The sequence below is a fragment of the Streptomyces sp. NPDC055815 genome (assembly GCF_053616475.1).
On sequence record NZ_JBSHDU010000003.1, the window covers coordinates 122,426 to 147,430 of the forward strand.

The following is a 25,005-nucleotide window of genomic DNA, read 5'->3' on the forward strand; positions in this document are numbered from 1 at the left end:
GCCTGGGGCGCCCTCACCCCCGGCGGGCCGCCGCGCCCCCCCCCCGGGCGGTTGGTGCGGGCGGCCCGCGCGCCCCCGGCGGGGCCCCCCCGGGGGGCGGGGCCCCCCCGCCCCCCCCCGGCCCTCGGGTGGGATGGTGCCGGCAGGATCAGACCTGCTCGTCCTCCGGAATGCTGACCAGCCAGCGGGTGTCCTTGCGCGGCCGCAGGTACAGCGCCCAGTAGAGGGTGGCCACCGCCGTGATGCCGCCGGTCCACAGCAGGTACTCGACGTCCTGCATGTAGAGGACGTACGCGAGGACCGCGATGAGGACCACCGGGACGGCCGGCCACAGCGGCATGCGCCACGCCGCGACCTCGCGGTGCGCGCCCCGGCGGCTGAACAGGGCGGCCACGGCGACCAGCAGGTACATGCCGGTGACGGAGACGCCGGTGACGCCGTAGAGGGTGTCGAGGTTCACGAAGCACAGGCCCGCGCCCGGGACGCCGACCAGCAGGGTGGCCACCCACGGGGAGCCGAAGCGGCCGAGGCGGGACAGGGCGTTGTTGACGGGCTCCGGCCAGGCCTTGTCACGGGCGGAGGCGAACAGCACACGGGAGTTCTGGATGACCATCACGATGCCGGCGTTGATGATCGCGAGGGCGACGCAGAGGCTGATGAACGTGCCGACGGCCGAGTTGGACCAGGCCGCGATCATGCCGCTGATGTCACCGCCGGTGAGGGTCTCCAGGTCGCCGGCGCCGAGGGTGATGGCGACGACGGGCACGAGGATGACGGCGGTCGAGATGGCGAGGGTGGCGAGCACGGTGCGGGCCACGGACTTGCGCGGGTTCTCCAGCTCCTCGGAGAGGTAGACGGCCGTCGAGAAGCCCTGGGTGATGAAGAGGGCGATGGCGAGGCCGGAGACGACCATGGCGCCGGTGACGAGCGAGTGCGTGCCGCCCTCGGCGGCGACCTGGCCGTGGACGAGGGAGCCGATGCCCCGCTCCGAGTGGGCGAAGCCGAGGACCGCGACGATGCCCGCGGCGATCACCTCGAGGACGAGGAAGATGCCGGTGATCCAGGCGTTGGCGCGCAGGTCGAGGAGGCCCGCGAGGGTCGCGAGGAGCATGACGCCGGCCCCTGCGATCGGGGCGGGGATGTGCACCAGGGGCGCGAGGTAGTCGGCGGTTCCCATGGCGATCACCGGTGGCACGATCATCACCACCAGCAGGGACAGGACGAACACCAGCCAGCCGGCGAGACGGCCCGAGAGGGTGGAGACGATGGCGTACTCGCCGCCCGCGCTGGGGATCAGGGTGCCCAGCTCGGAGTAACAGAACGCCACGCCGATACAGAGCAGCGAGCCGATCGCGATGGTGAGGGCCGCGTACGTGCCGACGCCGTCGAACAGGTCGGGTACGACCACGAAGAGGGTGGAGGCGGGCGTCACGCACGACAGCGTGAGCAAGGTGCCGCCCACGACACCGATGGAACGCTTGAGCTTCTGCGGCACGGGGCCGGTCGGAGGGGCCAACGCGTGCGGTGCGCTGAGGGTGTCGGTCATCAGGCGGTTCCGATCGATGCGAGCGGTGGTTCTGAGCGGGAGCTGTATCGCCTCCGAGGCGGCTGGTGATCAGGTGGTTCCGGCGCTCCCGGGCTGAATGGAAGCGTGAGCAGAACCGCAGGTCAATGGGCTCTTCGCTGCGGAATCCGTTGCTCCGACACGCCCGGGCGGGGTGTCGGGGCGCTAAGAACGCGCCAAGACGGCGGAATCGCTCCGTGCGGGAACCGCAGCCCGCCGGCCAGGACTTTTCCCGCGCTTTACCGCCGCTCCACATTCCGGAACGCCGGACGACGCCGACGGCGCCCGGAAGCGCCGTGTCACATTCCCGGCCGCCGTGGCGTCCTAGAGGCGAAACGTCCTGCCCGAGCACAGAAGGAGGCTCCGCATGCCGGCAGCCGAGGCCATGAGCAACATCGCGGTGATCGAGCGCTTCCACGCGGCCACGAACAGCGGCGACCCGGTCCTCGTCGCGAAGGCTGTCGACGAGCTCACCGCACCGGACCTGGTCTTCCACGCCCCGGTGGCGATGGGCGCGACGGGTCGGGAGGCCCTGAAGCGCGTCTGGGAGGTGTTGCTGCGTGCGTTCCCCGACATCCACGTCGCCGTGGAGGAGACGATCGCGGAGGGCGACAAGGTCGTCTCCCGGAACGCCGTGACCGGGACACACCTGGGTGAGTACCGGGACATGCCGCCCACCGGGAAGTCCGTCGCCTACGGCGAGATCTTCGTCTTCCGCTTCACGGACGGACGGATCGCAGAGATACGGGGCGTCGTGGACGTCCTCACCCAGCTGCGGCAGCTCGGCGCCCTCCCGTCCTGACCGACGCCCGGGGCCCGGGTGCCGAGGTGCCCGGGTGCCGAGGTGCCCGGGTGCTGAGGTGCCCGGGTGCTGAGGTGCCCGGTGCTCAGGACGAGCGAGAAATAGTAGCCATGGACATAGTAGCCATGTACTGTATCCCTCGTGAGTTCAGCAAACGAGAGCGCCACAGCAGGCTTCCTGGTCTGGCGCCTGTCGATGAAGTGGCGGGTGGCCGTCGACCGGGCGGTCGCACCGCTGGGCCTGACCCATGCGCAGTACGCCCTGATGGGGTCGCTGCACGGCATGGCACGCTCCGGGCTCGAACCGAGCCAGCGGCAGCTCGCCGACCACACCGGGCTCGAACCCCTGTACGTCTCCAAGCTCGCCCGCGCGCTGGAGGCGGCCGGACTCGTCGCCCGCACCCGGGACCCGAACGACCCGCGCGCCATGCGGCTCTCGCTCACCGAGCAGGGCCGCGACGTCACACGCCGTGCCATCACGGTGGTACAGGGCCTCCTGGACCAGATGCTGGCACCGCTCGGGGGGCAGGACAGCCCGCGCGCCCGGCAGTTCACCGCCGACCTTGCGACCCTGCTCGACGCACCGCTCGATCCGCGCACCGACCACGACGAGGAGCAGTCATGACCACCACCGCACCCACGACCAACGGCCGCGTCATCGCCCTGGCGCACTACTCCGCACGCGCCCTCCTGGAGGGAGTCCTGACCCGCCACGGCGCCACGTTCGAGCAGAGCGTGACGCTCCGGGCCGTCGCCGTCGCGGGCGACTCCATCGGCCGGGACGAGCTCGTCACCGACGTCATGGGCTCGCTGAAGGCCGAGGAGTCGGTCGTGCGCGCCGTGATCGACGGCATGACGGCCGCGGAGCTGCTGGAGCAGGACCCGGCGGCCGACCCCCGGCTGCGGCTCACGGCGACCGGACGGGAGCTGTACGAGTCCACCACCGCCGAGACCGCCGAGATCTCCGCCCGGCTGTACGCCGGCATCCCCGCCGAGGACCTCGCGGTCGCGGGCCGCGTGCTGACCCTCCTCACGCAGCGCGCGAACGCCGAGCTGGCGGGAGCCTGAGTCGCCGCGGGGGCGCGGCAGCGCCGGGGAGGCGCTGTCGCGGCGTTTCGGCCATCACCCGGCAGGGCCATGACCCACCTCCCGCAAGGGTCGATGCATCCCGCACGAACGCGCATTCGCTCTGCTCCGGGGTTCGGGCACCGTCCGAAACACATGTGTTCGACCGGGCCGGCCTTGTCGTTGACCCCTCCGACAGCCAAGACCCCGGCCCCGGAGAACGCCATGTGCCCCTTTCCCGACCATCTCCCCCTCCCCCACCCCCACCCCGACCCCCTCCCCATTCCCCTTCCCTCAGGACCCCGCCGGCCGTGCGGCCGGGATGCGAGGTGGGCGGCATGACGACCACCACGGACGACGCGTCGTCCACGCCCCCGACCGAGACCGTCTCGGCCTCCGAGCGGCTGCTGTTCGGCGGTGAGCTCGCCTACGACCAGGGCTGGAGCCAGCACCGCGGCACCTGGGTGAAGCTCGGCATGTGGCGCATGGCCGTGACCTTCCCCCGCCAGGTCGGGATCGCCGTGCGCCTCGCCCGGCAGGCCGACCGGCGCGCCCTGTACACGGTGGCGGTCAGCGAGATCGGCCGCGGTGTCACGCAGGCATTCTCCCTCGTCGCGGTGAACGCGCTGCTCGCCGAGCTCCTCGCGTCCGGAATCCTCGTCGACCGGTTGCGGGCCGCCCTCCCCTCACTGGTGTTCGTCTCGGTGATGGCGATCGTCTCCTCACTCCTCAAGTCGGCGTCGACCGCCTCCACGGGCATCCTGGAACCCAAAGTCCAACGGGTCGCCACCGAGCGGTACCTGGGTCTCGTCGCCCGGGTGGAGATGGACGCCATCGAGGACGACGCCTTCCACAAACTGATGGACTCCGCTCAGTGGGGCGCCGACGGGGCCCGGCGCATGGTCGGCTACTGCACGGCCGTCGTCGCCTCGGCGATCTCCCTGATCGCCGCCGCGAGCGTGCTGACGGTCCTGCACCCTGCGCTCCTTCCTCTCCTCGTGGCGATGGCCCTGCCGAGCGCCTGGGGATCCCTGACCATGGCCCGGGCGCGGTACGAGAGCTGGCACCGGTTCGTCCAGCACGCGCGCGCCGCGCAGCTGCTCAGCCGGCTCCTGATCGACCAGCAGGCGGCGGGCGAGGTCCGGGTCCACGACGTGGGTCCTTTCCTGCTCGAACACTTCCGGGGCATGGCGGAGACGAGCGAGCGGGAACAGACCCGGCTCGCGTGGATCGGGGCCCGCACGGGACTGCTCGCCGACGGCGCCCGTGGTGTGGCCACGGTCGCCGCGTACGCGGTGCTCGGTCTCCTCCTCTGGAACGGACAGATGGCGCTCGCCGTCGGCGGTACGGCGGTGCTCGCCATCAGGGCCGGGTCGGCGAGCATCACCGACCTGGTGCTGCGCGTCGCCGACCTCCAGGAGGAGTCCCTCTTCGTCGCCGACCTGGAACGGCTCTGTACCGAGGCCGAGCGGCGGGCGATCCCGGAGGCGGGCCTTGACCTGCCCGAGGACTTCGACGCGATCCGTTTCGAGAAGGTCACCTTCTCCTACCAGGGGGCCGAGGAGCCGTCGCTGCGGGAGGTGGACCTGGTCATCCCCCACGGCAGGACCGTGGCGCTCGTCGGGGCGAACGGGTCCGGCAAGACCACGGTGTCCAAACTGCTGTGCGGCCTGCACATGCCCGCGACCGGCCGGGTGATGTGGGGCGAGGTGGACGCTGCGGCAGCCTGCCGGGCGCGGCTCTTCTCCCGCGTCGCCATGGTCGCCCAGAACTTCCAGCGGTGGCCGTTCACCGCCCGGGTCAACATCGGGATCGGCCGGCCCGGCGGCGCGATCGACGACCGCGACGTCGAGGCCGCGGCCGCCTACGCGGGCGCCGACGACGTCGTGGCGAAGCTCCCCCGCGGCCTCGACACGCTCCTCGCCCGCGGCTATCAGGGCGGTCAGGAGATCTCCGGCGGACAGTGGCAGAAGGTCGGCCTCGCCCGTGCGCGGTACCGGAACGGACAGGTCCTGGTCGTCGACGAGCCGACCAGCGCCCTGGACCCGGTCGCCGAGCAGCGTGTGTTCGACCAGATCCACCGGCTCGCCGGCACGGGCCAGACCACGGTCCTGATCACCCACCGGCTCCACAGCGTCCGCCACGCCGACCTGATCTACGTCCTGGAGCGGGGCCGGGTCGTCGAGCACGGCACGTTCGAACAGCTCATGGACCCGGCCTGTGGCACCGGAGCCTTCCGGGAGGCGTACAACCTGCAGGCCCGCCAGTTCCTGGCGCCCACCGTCCCCGAACAGACCGGGCCCGAGACCGCCCCCCGGTGATCCGCTGGGTGACCCGCTAGCGACCCTGCCCCCGCACACGCGGGGGCACGGTCACATCGGCCACGCCTGTCACACCGATCACACCGACCTATCGCTCACACCGGCGAACGCGGCGCCAGCTACGTCCTGTATGTAGTCGCCGTACTGGCGCCCCGTCCCGGTGCCGTTGGGGTTGAAGGAGTAGACCAGGCGGCGCTGGAGGTCACGGGTGGCGAACATCCCGTTCTCCCAGCCGGGGCGGGACCCCGTCTTGCCCCAGACGGTGACGCCGTTGTTCAGCGTGAGCCGCATCATCCCGCCGGGGCTGAAGCACGCGGTGCCGGCCTTGAGGCAGTTCTTGTTCGCCGGGGAGTTGGGCACCTCGGGGACCGAGAAGGCGACCTCCTGCTCGGCCGGCGGAAGCAGTCGGCCACGGAAGAGGGCGGTCATGAAGCGGTCCAGGTCGGCGGCGGTGGATATCATCCCGCCCTCCGCCCACGGGTAGGGGTTCTGCTCGGTGACGTCGTCGCCGCCGACGTACACGCGGGTGTGCGGGCTGGGGAGGCTGAAGTCGTCGGCGGCGGGCAGGCTGGTGTCCCGCAGCTGGAGGGGGCGGAGGATGCGCCGGTCGAGCTCGTGCCCGAAGGTGTGGCCCGTGACCTTCTCCACCAGCAGGCCGATGATCACGGTGTTGATCCCGTTGTACTGCTGGACCGTGCCGGGGGCGGGCCGGTGTGCGTTCCACTCGTGGTCCTGCGCGGCGAGCGCGAAGGTGTCCCGGACTCCGTCCGAGGGCGTCACGCCCTTCAGCCACCACCCGGGCTCGCCACCGGGGCTCGGCGGCGGGCCCGGTGTGGGCGCGGGCTTCGGAAGTCCGCTGGTGTGGTCGAGCAACTGCCGTACCGTGACCGTGCCGTAGTCCGCCGGGATCAGCTCCGGGAGGTGGCGCCGTACCGGGTCGTCGAGACCCATGCGGTGCTCGGCGACCAGCTGCAGGGCCACCGTGTGGGTGAAGACCTTCGTCACACTGCCGATGCGGAAGTGGTCGTCCGCGGTGACGGGACCGGCCGTACCCGTCCACAGCGGCCCGCGGCCCGGTCCGTCGACTCTGACGAGTACCCCGGCCTGGTAGCTCGGCAGGGGCGTGACCAGCTTCCGCAGGGGCTCGGGGTCAAAGACGGACGCGGTGCCCGCCGTGCGCGGCTGCCCCGGGGCGAGGGCCGTCGCGGCGGGGACGCCGGCTCCGATCGTGAGGACCGAGGCGGCGAGGCCGGCCACGGCGAGGCGGCGGAGAGTGATCGGACGGACGAGCACGGGCTGCTCCGTTCTGCTGAGGCGGTGGGGCTCACTGCGCCCCCCTGACACCCTCAACTCTCGCTTCTCCGCGGCCCGGTGAGTATCCGTGATCACCCGGAGTCGACCCCGAATCCCCCGGACCTGGCCCCTGAGACTCGACCCCGAGCCCCCGAAGCCGAACCCGAGCCCCGCACCCCCGAACCCGACCCCGAACCCGAGCCCGGAACCCCCGAACCCCCCAACCCCGAACCGGTTCCCCTACCGCCCGCGCATCAGCTCCAGGTCCTCGCCCCATGCATCCAGTACCCCTCCGTGCCCGTGGCGTCGGGCCGCTTCCTCCACGCGGGCGAAGAGCCCGTGTTGGGCGGCCACATCACCCGAGCCCGAGATGCGGCCCAAGGCGTCGAGCAGCGCGTCGGTGTCCCAGCCGGGCAGGGGGTACCGGGCGAGCTCCCACTCCAGGTACTTGTTGTAGGGACGGGGGCGACGGTCGAGCGCGAAGAGCAGTTCCAGCAGGTGGCCGATGCTGTCGCCGGCGTCGAGCCGGGCAGCGAGGCCGTGTCCGTCCCTGTCGTTCTTCAGGGAGCGGTAGAGGGAGTTGGCGTAGGCGTCGAGCCACGTCGCGGCGGCGCGGGACGCTTCGTCGGCGCTGAGGCGCGCCTTGGCGGCCAGGATCCGGCCGATCTCTCCGTCGAGCCGGTCAAGGACGACCCGGGCGCGGGAGAGGGCGTACCGCTCGAAGCCCGGCATCCCCACGGCCCGGAAGGTGTCGAGGGAGAGGAGGACGAGGTCGAGCTCCCGGCTGCGGTGCCCCGCGTACTCGGTGAGCGGCGTCGACACGCCTTCGGCGAGGACGACGTAGAGGTCGTGGTCGGAGTGCTCGGTGGTCATACCCTCGTGCGCGCTGGACCCTTTCAGGACGAGGCCGAGGACCGCCGGGTCGGCCGAGGCGAGCTCGACGAACGCGTCGTAGGTGAGGGGCTGTTGGGCGCTCATCGCGAGATCCCGCATGCTCCGAGCACCAGGTGCAGCCGTTCCTCGGTGGTCCGGGTCAGGGGCGGGAGGAGGAGGGTCGCGAGGCCGGCTTCGACGGCTCCGCCGTCACGGGCCGAGCGGTCGCCGACCATCAGGGCCTCGCCGGGGCGCACCCCGAGCTGGTCGAGGGCCACGCCGAAGAAGGCGGGGTCGGGCTTGCACAGGCCGTGCTCGAAGGAGAGGGCGTAGCCGTCGGCGTACGCGTCCAGGCCGGTCTTCTCGAAGGCGGGCCGGATGTCGAAGTGGATGTCGCTGATGACGGCCACCTTCAGGCCGGCGGCCTTCAGCGCCGCGAGGGTGGGTGCGACATCCGTCGCGAACGGGTTGCCGGCGGGGTCGGAGAGGGTCGTGTAGAGGGCGTCGGCCAGGTCCGGGGCGATCGCCGCCGCCCGCACCCAGGTGTCGTAGCCCCCGCGGTGCGCGGCGGCGGACACGTCGGACCAGCCCCCTGCCACCTCCGGCAGTCTGCCCGCCTCGCTCAGGGCCTCGCTGATCCGCCGTATCTCCGGTTCCGACGCGTCACGGCCGAGCTGGAGCAGGGTCCGCTCGATCCACGTGGCCCCCTTCGGCCGGTCGTCGGGTGCCGGGCCCCACTTGGGAACGACGAGCGTTCCGACCCAGTCGAACAACACTGCTTCGAAGTAGGGCATGTCTCCCCCGAGACCGTCAGTTCATGATCGCAGGCAGATTCTCAGGCGCGTTCGGAGGCGTCAATGCCTCCTCCTCACCAGGGGTGTTCAGTCGTCGAGCAGGCGCCATGTGGTGAGGGCCAGCCGGGCGCGGGTCAGGCCCGTGGGGGTGGTGAGGTCCAGGGCGAGGCTCTTTCCGATGTGGTCGAGGCGGCGGGCGATGCTGCTGTGGTGGAGGTGGAGGAGGTCGGCCGCGCGACGCACGGAGGCCGTGGCGCAGTACGTCTCCAGGGTCTCCAGGTCTTCCGGGGAGAGCCGGGCGATCGCGGTCACGTCGGGGTTGTCCCGTACGGCGTCCTCGGGGATGTCCGCGAGGAGGGCGAGTGCGCCCAGCTCGGCGTGGTGGACGACGGGTTCGCGCGGGGAGGTGAAGCGGAGCGCCGTGCGGGCCTGACGCCAGGCGCGGTCGGGGCTGTCGGTGGCGCCGATGCCCGCCCGTACCCCTGCGGGGAAGCCCGTACGGTCCAGGGTGGTGGCCAGGATGACGCCCACGTCGGCGAGCGGGGCCGCCTTCACCGGGCGGGCCGGGCAGACCAGGGTGCCGACGCGGTCGAGCGGCAGGCACGTGCGTACGGCGACGACGTGGACGGGCAGGTCGGGGGCGAAGCCGAGGAGGCGGAGGGCGCGGGCCCGGGCGGCGTCGTCGCTCTCGGCGCTGACGGCCAGTTCGACGAGGGCCGGGTCGGCCATGGTGGTGCGGGCGGGGCCGTAGCGTTCGGCGGCGGCAGCGGCGGCGAGGGCGAAGCGGTCGAGAAGGACCTCGTCGAGGGGGTTGGGCGGGCCGGGGCGCTCCAGCCAGACGGTGCCGATCTCCTCCTCGTCGAGGGTGATCGGCGCCTCGGTGGAGGCGGGCGCCGGCGGGGTGGACGCCTGGGTGCCGTGGGGCGAGACGCGGGTCGAACGGCCGGTGCCGTGGAGCCGGATGCCGGCGACGCATTCGGCCAGGCCCGCAGAGGCGCGGGCGAGCGCCGCGAGGTCGACGCGGCGGCGCATCAGGGTGTCGTAGAACGCGACGATGCGCATCGCGCCGTCGACGTACGGATCGAGTCCCGACAGCCGTACGGCCAGTGCCTCCATGGCACAAGGATCGCAGAAGGACGGGCGGACGGGGCGCGCCGACCGGCGCGTGATCGGGGCGGGACGCGCGACGGATGGCGGGTGACCCCGCGGACGCCCGCGGCGGAGGATGGTCGTCATGGACCCCGAACTCGAAGCGTTCATCCCCTTCTTCCCGCGCAACGACCTGTCCGACCCCGTCTCGTCCCGCCTGTACTTCGCCTGCCTGGCGGCCGCCGTGCCCGCTCCGGACACCTCGGAGATGGAGGTCGAGGACCGTGTCGTGCCCGCCGATCCGGACGTAATGGTACGGATCTACCGGCCGCGCGAGGCGCAGGGCGCCGTGGTCTGGCTGCACGGCGGCGGATTCGTCATGGGCGACGTGGACACGGAGCACCCGTGGGCGAGCCGCATCGCGGAGAGTTCCGGCGCGGTGGTGGTCTCGGTCGGCTACCGGCTGGCGCCCGAGCATCCCTTCCCGGCCGCCCTGGACGACGCCTACGCCGTACTGAACTGGACCGCCGAGCACGCCGCCGAACTCGGCATCGACCCGGCGCGGATCGCGGTCGGCGGCCACAGCGCGGGCGGCGGGCTCGCGGCGGCGGTGGCGCTGCGGGCGCGTGACGAGCAGGGGCCGCCGATCCGTTTCCAGCTGCTCAACCAGGCGGGGCTCGACGACCGGCTCGACACGTGGTCGGCCCGGAACTTCACGGACACGCCGTGGTTCCACCGGGACAAGGCGCTCGCCGCGTGGCGCCACTACCTGGGCTCCCGGCCCGCCACGCCGTACGCGGCCCCCGCACGGGCCACGGATCTGTCCGGCCTCCCGCCGGCGTACATCGCCTCCGCCGAGTTCTGCCCGAACCGCGACGAGGACCTCGCCTACGCCCTCCGGTTGCTCCAGGCGGGTGTCTCCGTCGAGGTCCACCAGTGGCCCGGCACGTTCCACGGCTCGCAGGCCATCCTCTCCGCCGAGGTCTCGCAGCGGCAGAACGCCGAACTCGGCGCCGCACTGCGCCGCGCCCTCGCCGACTGAGCCCGCGGACACCGGTCGGTCAGACCGGGGTCGCGGGCACCCGTCGGTCAGACCGGCCCGCACACCGGTCGATCAGGCCGAGCCCGCGGACACCCCTCGTCAGACCGGCCCCGCGGCACACCCGTCCGTCAGGCCCGGCCCGTCGCCAGGTCCATCAGGCGGGCGAGGACGCGGCCGCCCGAGGCGGAGAGGCCGTCGTGCTCCCACTCGTTGGTGACCCAGACGCGCGTGGCGCCGACCTCGCGGGCCGTACGCAGGGAGAGGCCCGCGTCCACGTACATGTCGTCGTGGTAGACGACCGCGGCGAGCGGCACCTCGTTCGCCGCGAGGCGGCGCGGGTCGTACAGGGGCTGCCAGTCGGAGCGTGCGGCGAGGAGGTCGGCGGCGTCCGCGAACGGTCGCAGGCCGCGGATCTCGCGGACCATCCAGGGGTACATCATCTCCCCGGTGAGCAGGAGCGGGTCGGCGTCCTCGGCGAACTCGGGAAAGTCCGCGAGGGCGCGGGAGGCCGCCCATGCGGTGGGGCCGCCGCCCTGCCCGTACAGGCTCTCCTGCAGGACGGCGAAGAGCGGGTTGTCGGCGAAGCCGGTCAGGGACATCACCTGCTGGAGGAAGGTGTCGGTCGGCTCGCCGTCGGAGTCGAGGGCTTCGTCGAGCAGCCAGTGGAGGCGTTCGAAGCCGTCCCCCATGCCGAGGACGAGTCCGAGCGTGCGCAGCCGGCGCGGGGTGAGCCGGTCGCCGTCCGGCAGGCGGACGTCGCCGGCCGCGAGGAGGTCGGCGAGCTTCCGCAGCCGGGGAGCGTCCTGCGGGTACCGCGCGTAGAAGTCGAGGACCCGGTCGCGGACCCGGGGATAGGTGCGGGCGTACACGTCGTCGGCGGTGGCGGTGAGACCGGGCAGGCCTCCCGTGACGTAGCAGGCGCGCAACCCCTCAGGGGCCTGCGAGAGGTAGGTGAGGGTGAGGAAGCCGCCGTAGCTCTGCCCGAGGGTCTCCCAGGGGGTGTCGCCGCAGAGTTGGCGGCGTATCAGCTCCGCGTCGGCGACGATCGAGTCGGCGCGGAAGTGCGCCAGGTGGCCGGCGAGGAGCTCCGCGGACGCGAAGCGGGCGGCGGAGCGCGCGGTGACCGGGCTGGAACGGCCGGTGCCGCGCTGGTCGAGGAGCAGCACCCGGTGGGTCTTCAGGGCATGGGGCAGCCAGCCGGGCGAACCGGCGGACGGCCGGGGCGATTTACCGCCGGGCCCGCCCTGGAGGTAGAGCAGCCAGGGCAGTTCCTCGCTCGCCCGGGCCGGGTCGGTGACCTCGCGGGCGAAGACCTGGAGGGTGGGGCCGTCGGGGGCCCGGTGGTCCAGGGGGACGGTGAAGGTGTGGTCGACGGTCGCGTACGCGGGATTCACGGCTTCTCTCGCTGTCGTGGGGGCGGGCGGTCCCTCGGTGCGTACGGTGGTGAGCCGGGCCGGACTCGCCACCGTACGAGGTCAGGCCGTCGGGCCCGCCGGCGCCAGGGTGTACGTCCGGCCGGACGTGTAGAACTCCAGGGCCGCGCGGCCCTGCTCGCGCGGCCCGTGGCTGGAGGCCTTGGAGCCGCCGAACGGCAGATGGAAGTCGACGCCGGTGGAGGGGGCGTTGATCCGGATCATGCCGGTGTCGAGCAGGTCGAGGCCGTTCAGGGCCGTGTTCAGGTCGGCGGTGTGGACCGAGGTCACCAGGCCGTACGGGACGGAGTTGGTGATCCGGATCGCGTGGGCGAGGTCGTCGGCGGCCAGCAGGGTCGCGACGGGGCCGAAAACCTCCTCGCGCAGCAGCTGGTGTCCGGGCGCGACCTTCTCGACGAGGGTCGGGGCCGCGTACCAGCCGGGCCTGTCGAGCGCGGTGCCGCCGGCGAGCGTGCTCAGTCCGCGGCAGGCCTCGACCATCCGGTCGCGGGCGCCTTCCTGGATGAGCGGCCCGCACACGGTGGCCGGGTCGGCGGGATCGCCGACGGGGAGGGCCTTCAGCGCTTCGGAGAGCGCCTCGCGCAGCGGGTCGAGTGCCGCGCCGACCGCGATGACGCGGCTGGTGGCGGTGCACTTCTGGCCCGCGTATCCGGCGATGGAGGCGGCGATGTGGCCGGCCGCCTGCTCGATGTCCGCGTCGGGCAGGACGAGCGCCGCGTTCAGTCCGCCCATCTCCGCCTGCGCCGGGATGCCCCGGGCGGTCGCGGCCCGGGCGACGGCCCGGCCGACGGGGGTGGAGCCGGTGAAGGAGACGACGTCGGCGGCCGAGACGAGCGCGTTGCCCTCGGTCGCGCCGCCGGGGAGGACGGTGAACACCGCTTCCGGGACGGCCTTCCGGACGATCTCGGCGAGGCGCTGGGCGCAGGCGGTGGCTTCGGGCGCGGGCTTGAGGACGACCGTGTTCCCGGCCGCGAGGGCGGGGGCGGCCTTCCAGGTGGGGATGGCGAAGGGGAAGTTCCAGGGGGTGATCAGGCCGGCCACGCCGTGCGGGCGGCGCCGGGTCAGGAGCAGTCCGGCCCCCGCCGCCGTCTCGTGGACGGCTCCGGTGGGCTCGTACGGGGCCTGGGCGTAGTAGCGCCAGATGGCGGCGGTCCTGGCCACCTCGGCTCTGGCCTCGGAGAGCGGCTTGCCGACCTCGCGGACGGCGAGCTCGGCGAGTTCGCCGGCCGCGGCCTCGACGGCGGCGGCGATCGCGCCGAGGGCGGCCGACCGCGCGGCGGCGCCGGCGAGCAGCCAGCCGGGCTGGGCGGCACGGGCCCGCTCGACGGTGTCGACGGCGGCGAATGCACCGGGCGCGGCCGTCCGCAGGAGCACGTCGGCCGGGTCGGCCGGGTTGCGGGAGACGAGGGTGGGAAGTGCGTCGGTCACGGGAGGAGGCCTCCAGGGAAGGGGTCGTCCGGGAAGGTGCCGCGCGGCGCCGACGGCGGGTGTCAGCCAGCGCCGTCGGTGAGCCGCTTCAGCGGGGGCGCGTCAGTGGTGGCCCTCCGCGACGGCCTTCTCCGTCGCCGTCCGGACCGCGGCCTCCGTCGCGCCCGTCAGCGGGTGGCGCGGCGGGCGGGTGGGGCCGCCGGGGCGGCCGGCGATGTCCATGGAGAGCTTGATGGACTGGACGAACTCCGTCTTCGAGTCCCAGCGCAGCAAGGAGTGCAGGGATTTGTACAGCGGCAGCGCGGTCTCCAGGTCGCCCGCGACGGCGGCCTGGTAGAGCGTGGCGCAGCTGGCCGGGAAGGCGTTGGGGTAGCCGGCGATCCACCCGACGGCGCCCGCGACGGCCAGCTCCAGGAGGACGTCGTCCGCCCCGATCAGCAGGTCCAGCTCCGGGGCGAGTTCGGCGATCTCGTAGGCCCGCCGGACGTCGCCGCTGAACTCCTTCACCGCGACGATGCTGCCGTCGCCGTGGAGCCGCGCGAGCAGCTCGGGGGTGAGGTCGACCTTCGTGTCGAAGGGGTTGTTGTACGCGACGACCGGGATGCCCACGCCGGCCACCTCCGTGTAGTGGGCGCGTACGGCGGCCGCGTCGGCGCGGTAGGTGTTGGGCGGCAGGAGGAGGACCGAGCCGCAGCCGGCCTCGGCGGCCTGCTCGGCCCAGCGGCGGGACTCGGCGCTGCCGTAGGCGGCGACGCCCGGCATGACCCTGGCTCCGTCGCCGGCCGCTTCGACGGCGGTACGGACGACCTGGGCGCGCTCGGCGTCGGTGAGGGTCTGGTACTCGCCGAGGGAGCCGTTCGGGACGACGCCGTCGCAGCCGTTGGCGATCAGCCAGGCGACGTGCTCGGCGTAGGCGTCGTGGTCGACGGAGAGGTCCTCGCGGAAGGGGAGGGTGGTGGCGACCATGATGCCGCGCCAGGGTCGGTCGGTGTTCCAGGTGGTGGCGACCATGCCGATGACCTTTCGATAGTGTGTGACATTTTACAGAGGGGCGAAAGCAGAGAGGCCTGCACAGGCCTCTCCTGCGGGCTCTAGGAAGCGTCGGGGTCCGGATCCTCGTCCAGCTCGGCGAGCACGGAGAGCCGGACCGGGACGGCGAACGGGCGTCGTTCCGCGGGTGGTTCGGCGGCGCCGTCGCGGGCGGCGAGGCAGGCGACGGCCGTCCCGCACATCCGCCCCTGGCACCAGCCCATGCCGGCCCTGGTGAGGAGTTTGACGGTGCGCGCGTCCCGTGCGCCGAGCTCGGTGACGGCCTCGCGGACGCGGCCGGCGCTGACCTCCTCGCAACGGCACACGTCCGTGTCGTCGGTGAGCCAGCCCTGCCATCCGGGGCCCGGGGCGTGGGCCGCGGCCATGACCTCGGCGAAGGCGCGCATCCGGTTCCGGCGGCGCCGGAGTTCGGCGACACGGCCCGCGCCGGTACGGCGGCCGAGGAGTCGCGCGGCGATGGCCCGGGCGGCCAGCTCACCCTCCGTACGGGCAAGTTCCGCCCCGCCCACGCCCCCGGTCTCCCCCGCCGCCCACAGTCCGCGCTCCGAGGTCTCCTGGAGGTCGTCCAGGGCGAGGCCGAGGGTGCCGTCGGGGAGGGGCCGGGTGGCGCAGCCCACGGTCGTGGCCAGTTCGATCTGCGGGACCAGGCCGTGTCCGACGGCCAGGGCGTCGCAGGCGATCCGGCGGCCCGTCCCCGGCACGGGGCGCCAGTCGGCGTCCAGGCGGGTGACGGTCACGGCCTCGACCCGGTCGGTGCCGTGGACTTCGGTGACGGCACTGCGCAGCCGGACGGGGACCCGGTGGCGGAGCAGTCCGGCTCCGTGCAGCAGGGCCTCGGCGGCCTTGCCGGGGTTGGCGAGGAGGGTCCGGGGGCTGCGGGCGTAGCGGAGGTATCCGGCGGCCTCGACCACGGCCGGCACCTGTGCGCCGGCGGCGGCGAGGGAGGAGGCGACGGCGAGCAGCAGGGGGCCGCTGCCGGCCACGACGATGCGGCGGCCGGGCAGCACGAGGCCGGACTTGAGCATGGCCTGGGCTCCTCCGGCGCCGACGACGCCGGGCAGGGTCCAGCCGGGGAAGGGGAGTTGGCGTTCGTACGCGCCGGTGGCGAGCAGCAGCGCCCGGGCCCGGATGCGTACCGGCCGCTCCCCGCCGCCGTCGGCCCCGGTGACCGCGTGGACGGTCCAGGTCCCGTCGTCCGCCCGTACGGTGGACCACACGTGGTGTCCGGCGAGGTGGGCGACGCCGCTTTCGGCGAGGCGTCGGCGGAGGTCGGTGTAGGCGGACCAGTCGTGGTGCAGGGCCTCGGGCCGTACGGCGCCGAGCGCGGGCGCGGGGTGCCGGTAGAACTGCCCGCCGGTCTGGGTGGAGGTGTCGAGGAGGGCGACGGAGAGGCCGAGTTCGGAGGCGGTGACGGCGCCGGCGAGTCCCGCGGAGCCGGCTCCGACGACCACCAGGTCGTAGGTCTCGGGCTCAGACGGTGAGGCGGTCATGGCCGTGTCCCTCCTGGGTGGTGATCGCGTCGCCGGGGCGGGCCGGCACCAGGCAGGCGCGCCGGTTGGGTTCGCCGTTGACGGTGGCGAGGCAGTCGTAGCACTGGCCGATGCCGCAGAAGGCGCCGCGCGGCCGCCCGCCGTCCCGGGTGGTGCGCCAGGCCAGGATGCCGGCGCCCCAGAGGGCGGCGGCGACGGTCTGGCCCGGCAGGGCGGTGACGCGACGGCCGTCGAAGGTGATCTCGAACGGCGGATCGGGCTGCGCGCCGACGAGGTCGGCGGGGGTGCGGGCCACGGGCCCTCCTCTCGTGACGGTGGGTGCGCGGTCAGTCCGCGAGGTCGGCGAACCGCTCCGGTCGGAACGGATGGATGTCGAGGGGCGGTTCGACGCCGGTGATGCACGCGGCGATGATCTGCCCCGTGACGGGCGCGAGTCCGATGCCCGCTCCTTCGTGGCCGCAGGCGTGGAGCAGTCCGGGGACGCGGGGGTCGGGGCCGATCGCGGGCAGGTGGTCGGGCAGGTAGGGGCGGAAGCCGAGGTAGGTGCGCAGGGCCCGTACGGTCCCGAGGACCGGGAACAGCGCGGTGGCCCCGGCGGCGAGCCGGCGCAGGACCTCGGTGGAGAGCGTGCGGTCGAAGCCGACCCGTTCGCGGCTGGCGCCGATCAGGACCGGGCCGGCCGGGGTGCCCTCGACGACGGCGGAGGTCTGGAGCGCGGCGGAGCCGCTGGCGACGTCGGCCACGTAGTCCGCGGCGTACACCTTGTGGCGCACGACGCGCGGGAGGGGTTCGGTGACGAGGACGAAGCCCCTGCGGGGCAGTACGGGCAGGTGCACGCCGGCGAGTTCGGCGAGGGAGCCGCCCCAGGTCCCGGCGGCGTTGACCACGTACGGGGCATGGAGCTCGCCGCGCGTGGTCCGTACGCCGCGGATCTCGCCGGCCGCGCCGGTGAGCAGGGCGGTGACCTCCTCCCCCAGGCGCAGCCGGATCCGGTCGCCCTCCGTGCGGAGCAGTCGGGCTGCCGCGTGGGCGGGCATCACCTGGGCGTCCTGGGGATAGTGGAAGCCGCCCGCCGGGGTGGGTGCGAGGTGGGGCTCCAGGTCGTGGAGCCGGTCCGCGGGGACCTCCTGGCTGGTGACGCCCGCCTTCTCCTGGCGGGCCGCGAAGTCGCGCAGGGCGCGCATCCCGGACTCGTCCGAGGCGACGACGAGGCCGCCTTTCGCCTCGTACTCGACCTCCGGCGGGAGCAGTTCGGCCAGCTCCTGCCACAACGTGGTGGAGATCAGGGCGAGTTCTAGTTCGGGCCCTGGTTCCTTGTCGGAGACCAGGAGGTTTCCCTCGCCCGCTCCCGTGGTTCCGCCGGCGACGGAACCGCGGTCGACGACGGTGACGGAGAGGCCGGCTCGGGCGGCGTAGTGGGCGCAGGCCGCGCCGACGACGCCGGCGCCGACGACGATGACATCCGAGGTGTTTCTCGTGGGCACAGCAGTAATATTTCACATGGCACTGGAGTTGCCAAGGCCCGCGGGGAGCTTCTCAGTTGGCGCGTCGCCGCCGGACCCGACGCCCGGACACGGATCAGTAACGGAGCTCCCGACACCTTGTCAGTACAATTTCACATTACTATGTTACCGGTCACATTCCAGCCGCTCGCTTCCTCGACGCCGGCTGTCCGACTGCTGCTCTCTCGGAGTGACCACCCATGAACCAGCGCACCCGCACCTTGGCCACCGCCCTGGTGACCACCCTCGCCCTCGGCGTGACCGGCTGTTCCGGCGGCGGGAAGTCCGGCGGCTCCCCGGACCGCAAGAACCCCGCGACCTCCACCAACGGCGCGATCGTCGGCGGGACCCCGCAGCAGGGCGGCACGCTCACCGTCCTGTCCAACCAGGACTTCACCCATCTCGACCCGGCCCGCAACTGGGTCATGAGCGACATGGACTTCGGCACCCGGCTGCTCTACCGCACCCTCGTGGCGTACAAGGCGGAGCCCGGCGCGAAGGGCGGGCAGCTCACGCCCGACCTCGCCGAGGACCTCGGCACCTCCTCCAACGGCGCCAAGACCTGGACCTTCCGGCTCAAGCCGGGCCTGAAGTACGAGGACGGGTCCCCGATCACCGCCCAGGACGTCAAGTACAACGTGGAGCGGTCCTTCTCCCCCGACCTGCCCGGTGGCCCCGACTACGCGGCCCGCTACCTCGTCGGCGCCGAGGGCTACCAGGGCCCCGCCAAGGGCAGGCACCTGGACTCCGTGAAGACGCCGGACGCCCGCACCATCGTCTTCGAACTCCGCAAGCCCTTCGCCGAGTTCCCCTACGCGACCGTCCTGCCCACCTTCGCGCCCGTCCCCCAGGCTCAGGACAAGGGACCCCAGTACGACAACCGCCCCTTCTCCTCCGGCCCGTACAAGATCGACTCGTACGCCCGCGACAAGCAGCTCGTCCTCGTCCGCAACACCCACTGGGACCCGAAGACCGACGCGGTCCGCAAGGCGTACCCGGACCGGATCGTCGTCACCATGGGCCTGAAGGCCAACCAGATCGACGACCGGCTGATCGCGGCCGCCGGCGCCGACGCCTCAGCCGTCGCCTGGGACAAGCTCCGCCCCGAGTCCACCCCCAAGGTCCTCACCAGGCCCGAGGTCAGGGCCCGGCTCCTCGCCGAGTCGACCAGCTGCACCGAGATGGTCCAGATGCACACCGGCCGGGCGCCCTTCGACGACGTCAGGGTCCGGCAGGCGGTGCAGTACGCCCTCGACCGCGAGGCGATCCTCACCGCCTCCGGCGGCCCCGCGCTCAACGACCCCGCCACCGCGCTCATGCCCGCGTCCCTCTTCGGCGGCAAGCAGCCCGACACCCTGAAGATCCCGCTCACCGGCGACGTGGAGAAGGCGAAGCAGCTCCTCAAGGAAGCGGGTAAGAGCGGCGGCCTCTCGACGAGCATCACCGTCTCCAACGGCGACAAGTCGGTGGGAGAGGCGATCCAGCAGTCCCTGGGCCGCGCCGGGATCAAGGTCACCATCGAGACCGTCGACCCCTCCGCCTTCTACGACACGATCGGCGACACCAAGAACCGCACGGACCTCGTCTACACCGGCTGGTGCCCCGACTTCCCCTCCGGGTCGACCTTCCTGCCCTTCGTCTTCGACGGCCGCTACATCAAGGAGAAGGGCAACTCCGGCAACCACTCCCTCTTCCGTGACGACGCCACCATGAAGCGGATGGACGCGATCGCCGCGATGACCGACGCCGCGCAGGCCGACAAGGCATGGCGGGAGCTCGACGGCGAGATCCTCGCCAAGGCCCCGACCGCGCCCGTCGTCATCGAGCGCAGGCCCCTGCTGCTCGGCACGAACATCGCAGGCGCCTTCGGCCACACCTCCTTCGGCGGACAGATCGACTTCGCGACGGTCGGCCTCAAGGACCCGTCGAAGAGCGCGAGCTGACGGCAGCCATGACCACCACCTCGACCTCCCCGCCCCTGACGGGGAGCAGCGGGCCCTGGCAGCTCGCCAGGACCGAGCTGCGCCGCCGTACCTCCGTGAAGCTCTCGCTCGCCGTCGTCGTCTTCTTCGCGCTCCTGACCGTGGCCGCCCCGCTGATCGGCTCGCTGGGCGGCTGGGGCCCGGAGGAGTTCGACAAGAGCGCCGTCGATCCGTACCTGGGCGGTCAGCCCATCGGGCCGCTCGGCGGCGTCTCGGCGGAGCACTGGCTCGGCGTCGAACCCGTCACCGGCCGCGACCTGTTCGCCCGGGTCGTGCACGGCGCCCAGGTCTCCCTGCTCATCGCGTTCGCGGCGACGGCGATCGTCGTCGTCGCCGGGACGGCGGCCGGCATCGCCGCCGGGTACTTCGGCGGCCGCACCGACACCGTGCTCTCCCGGCTGATGGACCTCACCATGTCCTTCCCCTCCCTCATCTTCATGATCGCGATGATGTCGGTGGCGCGGGACGTCAACCGGATCGTCCTCATGACCGCCGTCATCGGCCTCTTCGGCTGGCCCGGCATCGCCCGCGTCGTCCGCGGCCAGACCCTGTCGCTCAAGCACCGCGAGTACGTCGACGCCGCACGCGTCGGCGGCTCGGGACCGTGGCGGATCCTCGCCCGCGACATCCTCCCGGGCGTCGCCGGGCCCGTCATCGCGTACACCACCCTGATCGTCCCCGGGATGATCGCCACCGAGGCGGCCCTCAGCTATCTCGGCGTCGGCGTCCGCCCGCCCACCCCGTCCTGGGGCCAGATGATCGCCGAGAGCGTCGCCTACTACGACACGGATCCCATGTACTTCGTCGTCCCGAGCCTCTGCCTCTTCCTCACCGTGCTCGCGTTCACCCTCCTCGGCGACGCGCTGCGCGACGTCCTCGACCCGCGCGGGAGCGGCACGTGATCCTCTACCTCGGGCGCCGGCTCCTGGGCGTGCTCGGCGTCCTCGTCGCCATCGCCGCCGTCACCTTCACCATCTTCTACGTCCTGCCGTCCGACCCGGCGGCCGCGGCCTGCGGCAAGTCGTGCAGCGCCGAACGCCTGGAGGCGATCCGCGCCCACATGGGCCTGGACGCCCCGCTGTGGCGGCAGTTCACCGACTTCGTCACGGGCATCTTCACGGGCCGCACGATGGGCAGCGGCCAGTACGCCCTGCACTGCGACTTCCCCTGCCTCGGCTACTCGTACGAGAACAGCCAGGGCGTGTGGGACCTGCTCGTCGACCGGCTGCCGGTCTCCGCCTCCCTCGCCCTGGGCGCGGCCGCGATCTGGCTGCTGCTCGGGCTCTCCGCCGGCGTCACCGCCGCCCTGCACAAGGACACGCTCACCGACCGGGCCCTGATGGTCGGCGCGGTCGCCGCCGCCTCGCTGCCCGTCTACTTCACCTCGGTGCTGCTGATCTACGGACTGATCCGGGTCTCCGGACTGCTCCCCTACCCGCAGTACGTGCCCTTCGGCTCCGACCCGCTGTCCTGGGCCACCAACCTGCTGCTCCCCTGGCTGGCGCTCGCGATCCTGTACGCCGCGATGTACGCGCGCCAGAGCCGCAGTTCGATGATCGAGTCCATGGCGGAGCCGTACATCCGCACCGCACGCGCCAAGGGGCTGCCGCGCCGCACGGTGGTCGTCAAGCACGGGCTGCGCGCGGGCATGACACCGATCCTGACCATCTTCGGGATGGACCTGGGCGGACTGCTCGCCGGCGCGGTGATCACCGAGTCCATCTTCGGACTGCCCGGCATCGGGCGCCTCTTCTACGGCGCCCTGTCCACCGGCGACCAGCCCGTCATCCTCGGGGTGACCCTGCTCGCCGCCACCTTCATCGTCGTCGCCAACCTGGCCGTCGACCTGCTGTACGCCGTCGTCGACCCGCGAGTGAGGTACTGATGGGCGACCTGGCCCCCCTACTGTCGGTACGGGACCTCACGGTCACCTTCCCGACCAAGCGCGGCCCCGTCCGGGCGGTCGACTCCCTCTCCTTCGACGTCCCGCCCGGGCGCACCCTCGGCATCGTCGGCGAGTCCGGCTCCGGGAAGTCGGTCACCTCGCTGGCCGTGATGGGGCTGCACACCGGAGCCGAGGTCACCGGCTCCGTCGCCCTGGCCGGCCGCGAACTGATCGGCCTGCCGGAGCGCGAGCTCAACCGGCTGCGCGGCCGGAGGATGGCGATGATCTTCCAGGACCCGCTGTCCAGCCTGCACCCGTACTACACGGTCGGGGAGCAGATCGCCGAGCACCACCGGGTCCACTTCGGGTCCCGCCGCGCGGCCGCCCGCGAGCGGGCGGTCGAGGCGCTCGGCGAGGTCGGCATCCCCGAGCCGCGCCGCCGGGCCGGTGAGTACCCGCACCAGTTCTCGGGCGGCATGCGGCAGCGCGTGATGATCGCGATGGCGCTCGCCTGCGAACCGGACCTGCTGATCGCCGACGAGCCGACGACGGCGCTCGACGTCACCGTCCAGGCGCAGATCCTGGAGCTGATCGCCCGCCTCCAGCAGGACCGGGGCCTCTCCGTCGTCATGATCACGCACGATCTGGGCGTGGTGGCCCGGGTCGCGCACGACGTCCTGGTGATGTACGGCGGCCGGGCCGCCGAACACGCCCCGGTGGACGATCTGTTCGCGGTTCCGGCCCATCCGTACACCCGGGGGCTGCTCGACTCGCTGCCCCGCCTCGACGACCGCGACGACGCGCCGCTCCGGGCGATCCCCGGCAGCCCGCCGTCCCTGCTCGACCCGGCACCGGGCTGCGCGTTCGCGCCCCGCTGCTCCCGCGCGGCCGCCGGCTCCGAGGAGGAACGGGCCCGCTGCACGGGCGAACGCCCGCTGCTCGGCGGCCCGGACGGACACCCGGCCGCCTGCCACTTCCCCGCGTACGAAGGCGTTCCCTCATGACCACCACTGCTCCGTCCCTGTTGAGCGTCCGGGACCTGACCATGACGTTCCCCGGCCGCCGGGCCCGCTCGGCGCCCGTCCGGGCCGTCGACGGCGTCTCCTTCGACGTGGCGGCGGGCGAGACCCTCGGTCTCGTCGGCGAGTCCGGCTGCGGCAAGTCGACCACCGGCCGCATGATCGTGCGCCTCCTGGAGCCGACCGCGGGCTCCGTCTCGTACGACGGGCGCGACATCAGCCATCTCTCCCCGCGCGAGCTGAAGCCGCTGCGGCGCGAGCTCCAGATGGTCTTCCAGGACCCGCACTCCTCCCTCAACCCCCGGCAGACCGTGGCCCGGATCATCTCCGACCCGCTGCTCGTGCAGGGGAGTCCGGCCGCCGAGGCGCGCAAGCGGGCCGCGGAACTGATGGAGCTCGTCGGGCTCATCCCGGAGCACATCGACCGCTACCCGCACGAGTTCTCGGGCGGCCAGGCCCAGCGCATCGGTATCGCCCGCGCGCTGGCCACCGGTCCCCGCCTCGTCGTCGCCGACGAACCCGTCTCCGCCCTCGACGTCTCCGTGCAGGCGCAGATCGTCAACCTGATGGAGCGGCTCCAGCGCGAACTCGGCCTCGCCTACCTCTTCATCGCCCACGACCTCTCGGTCGTGAAGCGGGTCTGCGACCGGGTCGCCGTGATGTACCTCGGGCGGATCGTGGAGATCGGCGCGAAGGAGCGGGTGTACGAGGCGCCCGCCCACCCCTACACCCGGGCGCTGCTCTCCGCCGTACCCCTGCCCGACCCGGCGGCCGAGCGGGCCCGGGAGCGGATCACGCTGCTCGGCGACCCTCCGAGCCCGGCCGCTCCCCCACCGGGCTGCACCTTCCACCCGCGCTGCCCGAAGGCCCGGGACATCTGCCGCACCGAGGCGCCGCTGCTACGGATCGCCGCCCCGGGCGAGGCCCGGCAGGTGGCCTGTCACTTCCCCGAGGGTCGGGAGGAAACCTGAGGGCCCACCCGGACTCTTGACAACTGCTCATGTTTCTCGTCCTCATGTCCCTGACAGAACTGTCACCACACCACGGGGGGACGATCAGAGCATGACCAAGCCCGAGAGCGCCGGACCCGACCACGACGTCGTCATCAGCGGGGCCAGCCTCGCCGGCTGCACCGCGGCGATCCTGCTCGCCCGGCGGGGTGCCCGCGTCGCACTGCTCGAACGCCGCTCGCGCCCCACGGCGTACAAGGCGCTGTGCACCCACTCCATCACCGCCAACGCCACCCCGATCCTCCAGGAACTCGGCCTCGTACCGGCGCTGGAGAAGGCGGGGGCCGTGCGCAACGAGGCCCGCTGGTACACCCGTTGGGGCTGGATCGAGCCGAGCGCCGCGCCCGGCCCCGAGCTGCCGTACGGCTACAACGTCCGGCGCAGCGTCCTCGACCCGCTGATCAGGTCCCGTGCGGCCGAGACCCCCGGCGTCGACGTCCTCCTCGGCCACAAGGTGACTGGTCTGATCGAGGAGGACGGACGCACGGTGGGGGTGCGGGCGTCGACGCCCGAGGGGGAGCGCGAGATCCGGGCCCGTCTGGTGGTCGGCGCCGACGGCAAGGACTCGGCCGTGGCCGGGTTCGCCGGGGTGCCGGCCCGACAGCACGAGAACGCGCGCTTCGGCTATCTCGCGCACTTCCGGAACCTGCCCCTGCGGGACGGGATCAGTCACGCCTGGTTCCTGGTGCCGGACATGGCGTACGCGTTCCCGAACGACGACGGGGTGACGGTCGTCGCGGTGCTCCCGGACAAGAAGCGGCTTCCGGCCTTCCGGGAGGATCTGGAGGGCAGCTTCCTGGAGTTCGTCCGCTCCCTGCCCGACGCGCCGGCCATCGACGCCGCCGAACGCGTCACGAAGTTCACCGGCGCGGTCGACTACCCGCTCCACACGCGCAAGGCGGCCGCACCGGGGCTCGCGCTCATCGGCGACGCCGCCCTGACGGGCGATCCGCTGTGGGGCGTGGGATGCGGGTGGGCGCTGCAGTCCGCGCAGTGGCTGACGGACGCGGTCGCCCCGGCCCTCACCGGCTCGGGCGACCTCGACAAGGCGCTCGCCGTGTACGCGCGCAGGCACCGGCGCCGGCTCGGCGGGCACCAGTACCTGGCGGCCGACTTCGCCAAGGGCCGGCCGTTCAATCCCCTGGAGCGGCTGATGTTCTCGGCGGCGGCGCGCGACGGGGCCGTGGCCCGGCACATGCACATGTTCGCGTCCCGGCTGATCGGTCCGCCGGGCTTCCTGAACCCCGTGATGGTGACCAGGGCGGCGCTGGTGAACCTCAGGCATCGCGGGGCGTGACCCTGTGCGGGTCTTCCGTCCGGGCACGCCGACGCCGGCACCGCTTCACACGAGCGGTGCCGGCGTC

General features: G+C 72.9%; 22 protein-coding genes. 11 read left to right on the top strand and 11 right to left on the bottom strand.

What is annotated here, in order from left to right; translation table 11 throughout:
* Positions 1-148: 148 nt before the first annotated feature.
* Positions 149-1,546 carry an APC family permease gene (locus ACWGN5_RS03720; RefSeq protein WP_453510987.1) on the bottom strand — a complete coding sequence of 466 codons (1,398 nt, stop codon included), beginning with the start codon at positions 1,544-1,546 and terminating at the stop codon, positions 149-151.
* A 385-nt stretch (positions 1,547-1,931) separates the two neighbouring features.
* Here ACWGN5_RS03720 and ACWGN5_RS03725 point away from each other — a divergent pair, with 385 nt between their 5' ends.
* The 4 genes from ACWGN5_RS03725 to ACWGN5_RS03740 all read left to right on the top strand — a co-directional run bounded on the left by ACWGN5_RS03725 (position 1,932) and on the right by ACWGN5_RS03740 (position 5,751).
* Complete coding sequence (locus ACWGN5_RS03725) at positions 1,932-2,366, top strand: ester cyclase (protein WP_453510988.1); 435 nt, start codon at positions 1,932-1,934, stop codon at positions 2,364-2,366.
* Positions 2,367-2,507: 141 nt separating this feature from the next.
* On the top strand, positions 2,508-2,990 hold the full coding sequence (locus ACWGN5_RS03730) for a MarR family winged helix-turn-helix transcriptional regulator (RefSeq protein WP_453510990.1): 483 nt from the start codon (positions 2,508-2,510) through the stop codon (positions 2,988-2,990).
* Positions 2,987-3,433: a MarR family transcriptional regulator gene (locus ACWGN5_RS03735; RefSeq protein ID WP_453510991.1), complete on the top strand. Its 447-nt coding sequence runs from the start codon at positions 2,987-2,989 to the stop codon at positions 3,431-3,433. The genes ACWGN5_RS03730 and ACWGN5_RS03735 overlap by 4 nt, the downstream gene beginning before the upstream one ends.
* 335 nt (positions 3,434-3,768) lie before the next feature.
* Positions 3,769-5,751: an ATP-binding cassette domain-containing protein gene (locus ACWGN5_RS03740; protein WP_453510993.1), complete on the top strand. Its 1,983-nt coding sequence runs from the start codon at positions 3,769-3,771 to the stop codon at positions 5,749-5,751.
* Positions 5,752-5,829: 78 nt separating this feature from the next.
* On the opposite strand, the gene ACWGN5_RS03745 is transcribed toward ACWGN5_RS03740, so the two are convergent.
* The 4 genes from ACWGN5_RS03745 to ACWGN5_RS03760 form a co-directional block, all read right to left on the bottom strand.
* Positions 5,830-7,044, bottom strand: coding sequence for a serine hydrolase domain-containing protein (locus ACWGN5_RS03745; protein WP_453510994.1), 1,215 nt, complete (start codon positions 7,042-7,044; stop codon positions 5,830-5,832).
* A 240-nt stretch (positions 7,045-7,284) separates the two neighbouring features.
* On the bottom strand, positions 7,285-8,022 hold the full coding sequence (locus tag ACWGN5_RS03750; protein ID WP_453510995.1) for a hypothetical protein: 738 nt from the start codon (positions 8,020-8,022) through the stop codon (positions 7,285-7,287).
* Complete coding sequence (locus ACWGN5_RS03755; protein WP_453510997.1) at positions 8,019-8,711, bottom strand: HAD family hydrolase; 693 nt, start codon at positions 8,709-8,711, stop codon at positions 8,019-8,021. The genes ACWGN5_RS03750 and ACWGN5_RS03755 overlap by 4 nt, the downstream gene beginning before the upstream one ends.
* 87 nt (positions 8,712-8,798) lie before the next feature.
* On the bottom strand, positions 8,799-9,827 hold the full coding sequence (locus tag ACWGN5_RS03760; protein ID WP_453510999.1) for a helix-turn-helix domain-containing protein: 1,029 nt from the start codon (positions 9,825-9,827) through the stop codon (positions 8,799-8,801).
* Between the two features lie 118 nt (positions 9,828-9,945).
* Here ACWGN5_RS03760 and ACWGN5_RS03765 point away from each other — a divergent pair, with 118 nt between their 5' ends.
* A complete protein-coding gene (locus tag ACWGN5_RS03765; protein ID WP_453511001.1) occupies positions 9,946-10,842 on the top strand; it encodes an alpha/beta hydrolase in 897 nt (298 codons plus the stop codon).
* Positions 10,843-10,970: 128 nt separating this feature from the next.
* Here the strand turns inward: ACWGN5_RS03765 and ACWGN5_RS03770 are convergent, their stop codons facing one another.
* From ACWGN5_RS03770 to ACWGN5_RS03795, 6 genes are all read right to left on the bottom strand, one after another.
* Positions 10,971-12,236 carry an alpha/beta fold hydrolase gene (locus ACWGN5_RS03770; protein ID WP_453511002.1) on the bottom strand — a complete coding sequence of 422 codons (1,266 nt, stop codon included), beginning with the start codon at positions 12,234-12,236 and terminating at the stop codon, positions 10,971-10,973.
* An 81-nt stretch (positions 12,237-12,317) separates the two neighbouring features.
* Positions 12,318-13,703 carry an aldehyde dehydrogenase family protein gene (locus tag ACWGN5_RS03775; protein ID WP_453511004.1) on the bottom strand — a complete coding sequence of 462 codons (1,386 nt, stop codon included), beginning with the start codon at positions 13,701-13,703 and terminating at the stop codon, positions 12,318-12,320.
* 102 nt (positions 13,704-13,805) lie between these two features.
* The gene (locus ACWGN5_RS03780) at positions 13,806-14,714 is read right to left on the bottom strand and encodes a dihydrodipicolinate synthase family protein (RefSeq protein WP_453511005.1); all 909 of its coding nucleotides are present in this window, start codon (positions 14,712-14,714) and stop codon (positions 13,806-13,808) included.
* Positions 14,715-14,794: 80 nt separating this feature from the next.
* Positions 14,795-16,243, bottom strand: a complete 1,449-nt coding sequence (locus tag ACWGN5_RS03785; RefSeq protein WP_453511006.1) for an FAD/NAD(P)-dependent oxidoreductase — start codon at positions 16,241-16,243, stop codon at positions 14,795-14,797.
* Positions 16,224-16,538, bottom strand: coding sequence for a (2Fe-2S)-binding protein (locus ACWGN5_RS03790; RefSeq protein WP_184930662.1), 315 nt, complete (start codon positions 16,536-16,538; stop codon positions 16,224-16,226). Before ACWGN5_RS03790 ends, ACWGN5_RS03785 begins: the two co-directional genes overlap by 20 nt.
* Before the next feature lie 31 nt (positions 16,539-16,569).
* A complete protein-coding gene (locus tag ACWGN5_RS03795; RefSeq protein ID WP_453511007.1) occupies positions 16,570-17,727 on the bottom strand; it encodes an NAD(P)/FAD-dependent oxidoreductase in 1,158 nt (385 codons plus the stop codon).
* Between the two features lie 218 nt (positions 17,728-17,945).
* Here ACWGN5_RS03795 and ACWGN5_RS03800 point away from each other — a divergent pair, with 218 nt between their 5' ends.
* The 6 genes from ACWGN5_RS03800 (at position 17,946) to ACWGN5_RS03825 (ending at position 24,938) form a co-directional block, all read left to right on the top strand.
* Positions 17,946-19,688, top strand: a complete 1,743-nt coding sequence (locus ACWGN5_RS03800) for an ABC transporter substrate-binding protein (protein WP_453511008.1) — start codon at positions 17,946-17,948, stop codon at positions 19,686-19,688.
* 8 nt (positions 19,689-19,696) lie between these two features.
* Positions 19,697-20,629: an ABC transporter permease gene (locus ACWGN5_RS03805; RefSeq protein ID WP_453511010.1), complete on the top strand. Its 933-nt coding sequence runs from the start codon at positions 19,697-19,699 to the stop codon at positions 20,627-20,629.
* Entirely contained in the window at positions 20,626-21,612 is a 987-nt protein-coding gene (locus ACWGN5_RS03810; protein WP_453511012.1) for an ABC transporter permease, read from the top strand. The genes ACWGN5_RS03805 and ACWGN5_RS03810 overlap by 4 nt, the downstream gene beginning before the upstream one ends.
* Complete coding sequence (locus ACWGN5_RS03815) at positions 21,612-22,616, top strand: ABC transporter ATP-binding protein (RefSeq protein ID WP_453511013.1); 1,005 nt, start codon at positions 21,612-21,614, stop codon at positions 22,614-22,616. The genes ACWGN5_RS03810 and ACWGN5_RS03815 overlap by 1 nt, the downstream gene beginning before the upstream one ends.
* Positions 22,613-23,602 (top strand): ABC transporter ATP-binding protein, encoded by a 990-nt coding sequence (locus ACWGN5_RS03820; RefSeq protein WP_453511015.1) that lies wholly within the window; start codon positions 22,613-22,615, stop codon positions 23,600-23,602. Before ACWGN5_RS03815 ends, ACWGN5_RS03820 begins: the two co-directional genes overlap by 4 nt.
* A gap of 91 nt (positions 23,603-23,693) precedes the next feature.
* Positions 23,694-24,938, top strand: coding sequence for an NAD(P)/FAD-dependent oxidoreductase (locus tag ACWGN5_RS03825; protein WP_453511016.1), 1,245 nt, complete (start codon positions 23,694-23,696; stop codon positions 24,936-24,938).
* Positions 24,939-25,005 lie beyond the last annotated feature (67 nt).

What these genes read in the sequence shown, in the direction of transcription:
- ACWGN5_RS03720 (WP_453510987.1), bottom strand. Translation starts at nt 1,546, where the DNA reads ATGACCGACACCCTCAGCGCACCGCACGCGTTGGCCCCTCCGACCGGC.
- ACWGN5_RS03725 (WP_453510988.1), top strand. Translation starts at nt 1,932, where the DNA reads ATGCCGGCAGCCGAGGCCATGAGCAACATCGCGGTGATCGAGCGCTTC.
- ACWGN5_RS03735 (WP_453510991.1), top strand. Translation starts at nt 2,987, where the DNA reads ATGACCACCACCGCACCCACGACCAACGGCCGCGTCATCGCCCTGGCG.
- ACWGN5_RS03740 (WP_453510993.1), top strand. Translation starts at nt 3,769, where the DNA reads ATGACGACCACCACGGACGACGCGTCGTCCACGCCCCCGACCGAGACC.
- ACWGN5_RS03750 (WP_453510995.1), bottom strand. Translation starts at nt 8,022, where the DNA reads ATGAGCGCCCAACAGCCCCTCACCTACGACGCGTTCGTCGAGCTCGCC.
- ACWGN5_RS03755 (WP_453510997.1), bottom strand. Translation starts at nt 8,711, where the DNA reads ATGCCCTACTTCGAAGCAGTGTTGTTCGACTGGGTCGGAACGCTCGTC.
- ACWGN5_RS03760 (WP_453510999.1), bottom strand. Translation starts at nt 9,827, where the DNA reads ATGGAGGCACTGGCCGTACGGCTGTCGGGACTCGATCCGTACGTCGAC.
- ACWGN5_RS03765 (WP_453511001.1), top strand. Translation starts at nt 9,946, where the DNA reads ATGGACCCCGAACTCGAAGCGTTCATCCCCTTCTTCCCGCGCAACGAC.
- ACWGN5_RS03780 (WP_453511005.1), bottom strand. Translation starts at nt 14,714, where the DNA reads ATGGTCGCCACCACCTGGAACACCGACCGACCCTGGCGCGGCATCATG.
- ACWGN5_RS03785 (WP_453511006.1), bottom strand. Translation starts at nt 16,243, where the DNA reads ATGACCGCCTCACCGTCTGAGCCCGAGACCTACGACCTGGTGGTCGTC.
- ACWGN5_RS03800 (WP_453511008.1), top strand. Translation starts at nt 17,946, where the DNA reads ATGAACCAGCGCACCCGCACCTTGGCCACCGCCCTGGTGACCACCCTC.
- ACWGN5_RS03805 (WP_453511010.1), top strand. Translation starts at nt 19,697, where the DNA reads ATGACCACCACCTCGACCTCCCCGCCCCTGACGGGGAGCAGCGGGCCC.
- ACWGN5_RS03815 (WP_453511013.1), top strand. Translation starts at nt 21,612, where the DNA reads ATGGGCGACCTGGCCCCCCTACTGTCGGTACGGGACCTCACGGTCACC.
- ACWGN5_RS03820 (WP_453511015.1), top strand. Translation starts at nt 22,613, where the DNA reads ATGACCACCACTGCTCCGTCCCTGTTGAGCGTCCGGGACCTGACCATG.
- ACWGN5_RS03825 (WP_453511016.1), top strand. Translation starts at nt 23,694, where the DNA reads ATGACCAAGCCCGAGAGCGCCGGACCCGACCACGACGTCGTCATCAGC.